Origin of the sequence: Streptomyces sp. NBC_00273 (assembly GCF_036178145.1) — a bacterium.
Lineage (GTDB): Bacteria > Actinomycetota > Actinomycetes > Streptomycetales > Streptomycetaceae > Streptomyces.
The window spans coordinates 6,015,621-6,022,500 of sequence record NZ_CP108067.1 but is presented as its reverse complement, the minus strand read 5'-3'; the positions used below and the strand labels follow the sequence as shown (position 1 = coordinate 6,022,500).

Sequence of the window (6,880 nt, the reverse complement as noted above, 5' to 3'; positions counted from 1 at the left end):
GGCTATCCACCAGCCGATGAGCACGCCGAGCGCCGTGGAGAGCAGGGCCGTCGGTATCCACCAGCGGCGACTGCGGTAGACCGCGGCCGGGAAGCCCGCCGTGAAGAAGAGGGCGGCGTCGCGCCAGCCCGCCCGGCGGGTGCCCGTCACCGTGGCCCGGGCGCGGGCGACCAGCTGGGTCAGCCGGCTCGTGAGCATCGGGTCCGGGGCGCTGGACTGGATCTGGGAGAGGTGGGTGGAGGTGCGTTGGTAGAGCGCGACGAGTTCGTCTGCCTCGTCGCCGGTGAGCTTGCGGCCCCGGCCCAGGAGCTGCTCCAGGCGTTCCCACTCCGCGCGGTGTGCGGTCACGAAGACGTCGAGATCCATCCGGTTTGCCGCTCCCCTGTCCCAGGTCCCCTGGCCACTGCCTATTCCTAGTGTGGTCAGCTTGGCAGACTGGAGGCCGTAGGGGCGGGGGCAGGTCACATGAGAGGTGCTGTGGTGAGCGATCTGGTGACGGGGGACGCGGTCGTCCTGGGGCTCAGGCCCGCACGGCTACCGAGCCGCGGGCTGGCGATCCTCCTGGACCTGGCCGTCTACGTCACCGGGTACGTGTTCATCTCCGTCGGGCTGGCCATGGCCACCGCCTCGTTGGACGATGCCGCCCAGGCGGCCGTCGCGGTGGCGTCCTTCCTGCTGTTCCTGGTGGGCGTGCCCATCGCGGTGGAGACGCTGTCCCACGGGCGTTCGCTCGGCAAGCTCGCCTGCGGGCTGCGGGTCGTACGGGACGACGGCGGGCCGATCCGGTTCCGGCACGCTCTGGTGCGCGGGGCCATGGGGGTCGTGGAGCTGATCCTGACCTTCGGGTCGATCGCGTGCATCGCCTCGCTGGTGTCGGCCCGGGGGCGCCGGCTCGGGGACGTGTTCGCGGGGACGCTGGTGGTTCGGGAGCGGGTGCCCGGGACCCAGGTGATGCCGGTGCCTCCGCCGCCGCCGTGGCTGGCCGGGCGGTTCACCGGGCTGGACCTGTCGGCGGTGCCGGACGGGCTGTGGCTGGCGATACGCCAGTACCTGACGCGGATGAACCAGCTGGATCCGCAGGTGGGCGCCGCGATGGCGGTGCGGCTCGCGGACGATCTGGTGGCGCGTACGGGGGCGCCGCCGCCGGCCGGGGTGCCGGCTGCCGCCTTCCTGATGGCTGTGGTGCACGAGCGGCAGTCGCGGGACGCCGCCCGGGCGTTCCGGCCGTCCGCCGCCGGTCCTGGCTCCGGGCACGCACCCGGGCCCGCGCCGGCACCGGGGCCGGTACCCGTCATGGCTCCGACCCCCTACGCGGCTCCCGCGCCCGCGGCACCGGTGACGCCCGTGGCACCCGCAGCACCCGTAGAGGCTCCGCGCGCCGGCGGGTTCGCGCCGCCCGCCTGAGGGGTCACTGTTCCTCGAAGGCCGAGGGCGGTGTCTCCAGGTGTTCGAGTTCGATGCCGGGGGCCGAGAGCACCACGTCCCCGGCGATGTGGATCGTGTGGACCTCGCCCGTGTCCAGGGCGCTGACCCGGTACTCGTCCACCAGCAGCGGGCCGCTGTCCGTGGGGTGTTCCTGGCGGGCGACGAGGGCCCAGGCCTGGTCGACCGTACGGGGTGCCAGGACCGGATCGGTGAGGGCCAGGAGCCGGACGCGGGTGGCGGGGGCGCCGGGGGTCAGGCGCAGCAGGCGGGCCGTGGCGACGAGGAAGGCCGGGGAGGTGCCGGTGAAGCCGGGGGCGGCGATGTTGCCCTCGGTGGCCTCGGTGCCGGTGGGGTCGGTACGGACCCAGGTGACGCCGTCGATGGCGGCGCCGCGCACCTGCCAGCTCGCGGCGTTGACCTCCATGCGGATGGGGCGGCCCAGTTCGTCGATCGCCAGGTCGACGGAACCGCGGTGGTCCCCGTCAGGGCCGGTGAGCTGGGAGACGTAGCGCCAGCCGGAGGGCCCGGGCGCGCAGTGGAAGTGCTCCTCGCCGAGCGGGGTGTGGTCGTGCGGGTCGTGGAGCGAGTAGCGGCCGCGGGGCATGGTGCGCACTCTTCTCGGGGTCGAGGGACAAGGGGCAGGCCCCCGGCACGGGTGCCGGGGGCCTGCTTCAGGTACGTCCGCGGTTGATCAGTCGGTGATCAGTAGCGGTAGTGGTCCGGCTTGTACGGGCCCTCGACCTTGACGCCGATGTACGCGGCCTGCTCCGGGCGCAGGGTGGTGAGGCGGACGCCGAGGGCGTCGAGGTGGAGGCGGGCGACCTTCTCGTCGAGGTGCTTCGGGAGCACGTAGACCTCGGTCGGGTACTCCTCCGGCTTGGTGAAGAGCTCGATCTGGGCCAGGGTCTGGTCCGCGAAGGAGTTCGACATCACGAAGGACGGGTGGCCGGTCGCGTTGCCGAGGTTCAGCAGGCGGCCCTCGGAGAGGACGATCAGGACCTTGCCGTCGGGGAACTTCCAGGTGTGGACCTGGGGCTTGACCTCGTCCTTGACGATGCCGTCGACCTTCGCGAGGCCGGCCATGTCGATCTCGTTGTCGAAGTGGCCGATGTTGCCCACGATGGCCTGGTGCTTCATCTTGGCCATGTCGGAGGCCATGATGATGTCCTTGTTGCCCGTGGTCGTGATGAAGATGTCGGCCGTCTCGACGACGTCGTCGAGGGTGGCGACCTGGTATCCGTCCATCGCCGCCTGCAGCGCGCAGATCGGGTCGATCTCGGTGACGATGACGCGGGCGCCCTGGCCGCGGAGGGACTCGGCGCAGCCCTTGCCGACGTCGCCGTAGCCGAAGACGACCGCGACCTTGCCGCCGATGAGGACGTCGGTGGCGCGGTTGATGCCGTCGATCAGGGAGTGCCGGCAGCCGTACTTGTTGTCGAACTTCGACTTGGTGACGGCGTCGTTCACGTTGATCGCCGGGAACAGCAGGGTGCCCTCGGACATCATCTCGTAGAGGCGGTGGACACCGGTGGTGGTCTCCTCCGTCACGCCGCGGATCTCGGACGCGAGCTGGGTCCACTTCTGGGGGGACTCGCCGAGGGTCCGGTTGAGCAGGGTGAGGATGTGGGCGTACTCCTCGGAGTCCGCCGTCGACGGGTCCGGGGCCGAGCCGGCCTTCTCGAACTCGACGCCCTTGTGGACGAGGAGGGTGGCGTCACCACCGTCGTCGAGGATCATGTTCGGGCCGCCGGTGGGGGTGTTCGGCCAGGTCAGCGCCTGCTCCGTGCACCACCAGTACTCCTCCAGCGTCTCGCCCTTCCAGGCGAAGACGGGGACGCCCTGCGGGTTCTCCGGGGTGCCGTTCGGGCCCACCGCGATGGCGGCGGCCGCGTGGTCCTGGGTGGAGAAGATGTTGCAGGAGGCCCAGCGGACGTCGGCGCCGAGGGCGACGAGGGTCTCGATGAGCACGGCGGTCTGCACGGTCATGTGCAGCGAGCCGGTGATGCGGGCGCCGGCCAGGGGCTGCGCCTGCGCGTACTCGGCGCGGATCGACATCAGACCCGGCATCTCGTGCTCGGCCAGGGTGATCTCCTTGCGGCCGAACGCGGCAAGGGAGAGGTCTGCGACCTTGAAGTCCATGGGTGCTGCTCCTCATGGTTCGAGAGGGTGGGTACGGCTGGGCCGTGCGCCGTCCTGGGGACGGGACACCGAGCACAGTCCGTCGGGGGTCCTCTCTCCCCTCGGCCGGTCGCAGGGACCGCCCGACCCGCCATCAGCAGCGACGCCTGACACTGGGCACGAATCTACACCGGTCGGCGCAGCGAGCCCCAGTCGGACGAGGAAGAAGCCGGGTGCCGATCCGCGGGCACCGGCCCCGGGAGCGGTTGCGGGCCGCGCCTGACGGGGCGTCGACCTGGGGGTACCGGGCGTGATCCGGTGGCCGGGACCCAGTCGCCGTGCGGTTTCGGCCAGACCGTAGTCTTCCGGCCGTTCGCACTGGTGGGAGGGGTTTCGGAGTCATGAAGAACAGACCTGGGCGCAAACGGGGCATATGGGCGATCACCCTTCTGATCCTGGGTGTCGCGCTGAACGGCATCGCGTTCGCGCTCATGGTGAGTCAGTTCAAGGTCCACAGCTATGACGGCGCCGCCATGCTGCCCACGCTGCCCCACGGGGAGCTGGTCATGGTGAAGAGGGATCCGTCCGAGGTGCACCGCGGCGACATCGTCACCTACGACCCCGTCGGGTGGGACCGGCCGGGGCCGAACCTCGGGCGCGTGGTGGCGGTGGGGGGCGACCACATCGCCTACGTGAAGGGGGAGAGCACCCTGACCCTGAACGGGCAGCCGCTCGACGAGCCCTACGTACTGGACGCCGCGCCCGGGGCTCCGGATCTTGCCTTCGCCGTCTCGGTGCCACAGGGCCGGGTCTTCATCCTGGGAGACAACCGCGGCAACTCCGAGGACTCCCGCTACTTCGCGGAGCTCCAGCAGGGCACGCTGCCGGTGTCGGCCGTGACCGGGGTCCGGACCGCCGAGGACAACGTACTCATGGGGGTCCTCGGCCTGGTGTCGACCGTCGGAACGTTGGCCCTGCCCGTGGGGATCGGGCTGGGCATCGCCGCGCTGGTGGCGCGGCGGAAGAAGCCGCCGGTACCGGCGGCGCCCGTCTGGGGCGCCGTGCACGTCGACGAGCCGTAGGCGACGACGGAAACCGAAGGCCCCCGCGGGCTGCTGCTCGCGGGGGCCTTCGGGCGTTCACGGCTCTTGTCCGCTCGGCTACTCGGCGGCTTCGGGCCGGTAGATGTCCGGCTCCAGGTAGATCACCCGGGCGATCGGGACCGCCTCGCGGATGCGGGCCTCGGCGGCGTTGATCGCGTCGGCCACCTCGGTCGCGGTGTCGTTGCCCTCGACCGCGATCTTGGCGGCGACCAGCAGCTCCTCCGGGCCCAGGTGCAGGGTGCGCATGTGGATCACGCGGGTGACGACGTCCCCGTCGACCACCGCGGCCTTGATCTTCTCGACTTCCTCGACCCCGGCGGCCTCACCGAGCAGCAGGGACTTGGTCTCCGCGGCCAGGACGATCGCGATGACGATGAGCAGGATGCCGATGCACAGGGTGCCGATGCCGTCCCAGACCCCGTTGCCGGTCAGCAGGGCGAGGCCGACGCCGCCGAGGGCCAGTACCAGGCCGACGAGCGCACCGAAGTCCTCCAGGAGGACGACGGGCAGCTCGGGGGCCTTGGCCCGCCGGATGAACTGGGTCCAGGTCTGCTTGCCCCGGATCTCGTTCGACTCCTTGATCGCGGTGCGGAAGGAGAAGGACTCCGCAATGATCGCGAAGACGAGGACGCCGACGGGCCAGTACCAGTGCGTGATCTCGTGCGGGTCGTGGATCTTCTCGTAGCCCTCGTAGATGGCGAACATGCCACCGACGGTGAAGAGCACGATGGAGACGAGGAAGGCGTAGATGTAGCGCTCGCGCCCGTAACCGAAGGGGTGCTGCGGCGTCGCCTCGCGCTGTGCCTTCTTGCCGCCGAGGAGCAGCAGCCCCTGGTTGCCCGAGTCGGCCAGCGAGTGGACGCTTTCCGCGAGCATCGACGAGGAGCCGCTGAAGACGAACGCCACGAATTTGGCTACAGCGATGGCGAGGTTGGCGGCGAGTGCCGCCACGATCGCCTTGGTACCGCCCGACGCGCTCATGGGTGCAGGGTGTCCTTCCTAGCCACTGACTACCGGCCGCACATTGTTGCAGCCGGTGGGAGGGACCCGATGTCAGACCACCACGGTGGCACGGAAGATCGTCCCGCTTCCTGACAGTTCGACCTTTTCGCCCGCCGGTACGAAGACCGACTCGCCCGGGGCCAGGGCCAGTTCGCCGGCCCGCGGGGAGCCGGCCGTACAGAGCAGGATCTGCGGGGTGTCGTGCGGGAGGACGCGGGAGGCGCCGCCGGGTGCGAGGAGGAAGCGGGAGAGCCGGAACTCGTCGATGGGGGTCTCGTAGACCTCCTCGCCGTCGCCCTCGGGGCGCAGCAGGTTCGGGTCGCCCGGCTCGAACTTCGCGATCTTCAGCAGCTCGGGCACGTCCACGTGCTTGGGGGTGAGCCCGGCACGCAGCACGTTGTCCGAGTTGGCCAGCAACTCGACGCCGAGACCGTCGATGTAGGCGTGCGGAACGCCGGCGCCCAGGAACATCGCCTCGCCGGGCTGGAGTCGGACGTGGTTGAGCAGCATCGCCGCGATGACTCCCGGGTCGCCCGGGAAGTGGTGGACCAGCGTGACGTACGGGGTGTAGCGGCCACCGAGCCGGGTGACGGCGGCGGCGACCTCGTGCACGGTGTGGGCCATCTCGGCGCGGTCCGCGATCAGTACGGCCGTCAGCATCTCGCGCAGGGCGGCCTCTTCGGGGTGCGCGCGCAGCAGGTCCGCGTACGGCTTGAGGCTGTCCACGTCCAGGCCCTCGAGGAGTTCCGCGGCCTCCAGCGGCGGACGGAAGCCGCACAGCCCGTCAAAGGCGGTGAGCGCGCAGATCATTTCGGGCTTGTGGTTGGGGTCCTTGTAGTTGCGGTGGTCCGCGTCGATCGGGACCCCGCGGCGCTCCTCGTCCTCGAAGCCCTCCCGGGCCTGGAGCAGGTCGGGGTGGACCTGGAGGGAGAGCGGGGCGCCGGCGGCGAGGATCTTGAACAGGAAGGGCAGCCGGGGGCCGAACTTGGCGACGGTGGCGGCGCCCAGCTCGCCTTCGGGGTCGGCGGCGATGACGTCCGAGAGCGCCCGCTCGCCCGCTCCCCGGTCGATGCGGGAGGGGGCGCCCGGGTGGGCTCCCATCCACATCTCGGCCTGGGGCTCACCGGTGGGTTCGACACCGAGGAGCGCGGGGAGGGCCGTGGTGGATCCCCAGGCGTAGGGGCGGATCGTGTTCGTCAGGCGGTCCATCGTCGTCTTCCTGGATAGAGCTG

General features: G+C 70.8%; 7 protein-coding genes (1 of these 7 running past the window's edge). 2 read left to right on the top strand and 5 right to left on the bottom strand.

The window, feature by feature from the left end; genetic code table 11:
• Positions 1-366 carry the beginning of a stage II sporulation protein M gene (locus tag OG386_RS26610; RefSeq protein ID WP_328790216.1) on the bottom strand. It extends 642 nt beyond the left edge of the window, so the window shows 366 of its 1,008 coding nt (coding positions 1-366); the start codon lies at positions 364-366; its stop codon lies off the left edge, out of view.
• Between the two features lie 114 nt (positions 367-480).
• Here OG386_RS26610 and OG386_RS26605 point away from each other — a divergent pair, with 114 nt between their 5' ends.
• Positions 481-1,404 carry an RDD family protein gene (locus tag OG386_RS26605; RefSeq protein ID WP_328790215.1) on the top strand — a complete coding sequence of 308 codons (924 nt, stop codon included), beginning with the start codon at positions 481-483 and terminating at the stop codon, positions 1,402-1,404.
• Between the two features lie 4 nt (positions 1,405-1,408).
• Here OG386_RS26605 and OG386_RS26600 read toward each other — a convergent pair whose 3' ends face one another.
• Complete coding sequence (locus OG386_RS26600) at positions 1,409-2,029, bottom strand: hypothetical protein (RefSeq protein WP_328793364.1); 621 nt, start codon at positions 2,027-2,029, stop codon at positions 1,409-1,411.
• 98 nt (positions 2,030-2,127) lie between these two features.
• Positions 2,128-3,564 carry an adenosylhomocysteinase gene (gene ahcY / locus OG386_RS26595; protein ID WP_030010948.1) on the bottom strand — a complete coding sequence of 479 codons (1,437 nt, stop codon included), beginning with the start codon at positions 3,562-3,564 and terminating at the stop codon, positions 2,128-2,130.
• Positions 3,565-3,944: 380 nt separating this feature from the next.
• On the opposite strand from ahcY, the gene lepB reads away from it, so the two are divergent.
• On the top strand, positions 3,945-4,625 hold the full coding sequence (lepB, locus tag OG386_RS26590) for a signal peptidase I (protein WP_328790214.1): 681 nt from the start codon (positions 3,945-3,947) through the stop codon (positions 4,623-4,625).
• Positions 4,626-4,703: 78 nt separating this feature from the next.
• Here the strand turns inward: lepB and OG386_RS26585 are convergent, their stop codons facing one another.
• Both OG386_RS26585 and manA read right to left on the bottom strand, forming a co-directional pair.
• A complete protein-coding gene (locus OG386_RS26585) occupies positions 4,704-5,627 on the bottom strand; it encodes a cation diffusion facilitator family transporter (protein WP_327385140.1) in 924 nt (307 codons plus the stop codon).
• A 72-nt stretch (positions 5,628-5,699) separates the two neighbouring features.
• Complete coding sequence (gene manA / locus OG386_RS26580; protein WP_328790213.1) at positions 5,700-6,857, bottom strand: mannose-6-phosphate isomerase, class I; 1,158 nt, start codon at positions 6,855-6,857, stop codon at positions 5,700-5,702.
• Between the last annotated feature and the right edge of the window lie 23 nt (positions 6,858-6,880).

Excerpts from the sequence above, each read along its gene's own strand:
- ahcY (WP_030010948.1), bottom strand. The coding sequence starts at position 3,564 with ATGGACTTCAAGGTCGCAGACCTCTCCCTTGCCGCGTTCGGCCGCAAG.
- manA (WP_328790213.1), bottom strand. The coding sequence starts at position 6,857 with ATGGACCGCCTGACGAACACGATCCGCCCCTACGCCTGGGGATCCACC.
- OG386_RS26600 (WP_328793364.1), bottom strand. The coding sequence starts at position 2,029 with ATGCCCCGCGGCCGCTACTCGCTCCACGACCCGCACGACCACACCCCG.
- OG386_RS26585 (WP_327385140.1), bottom strand. The coding sequence starts at position 5,627 with ATGAGCGCGTCGGGCGGTACCAAGGCGATCGTGGCGGCACTCGCCGCC.
- lepB (WP_328790214.1), top strand. The coding sequence starts at position 3,945 with ATGAAGAACAGACCTGGGCGCAAACGGGGCATATGGGCGATCACCCTT.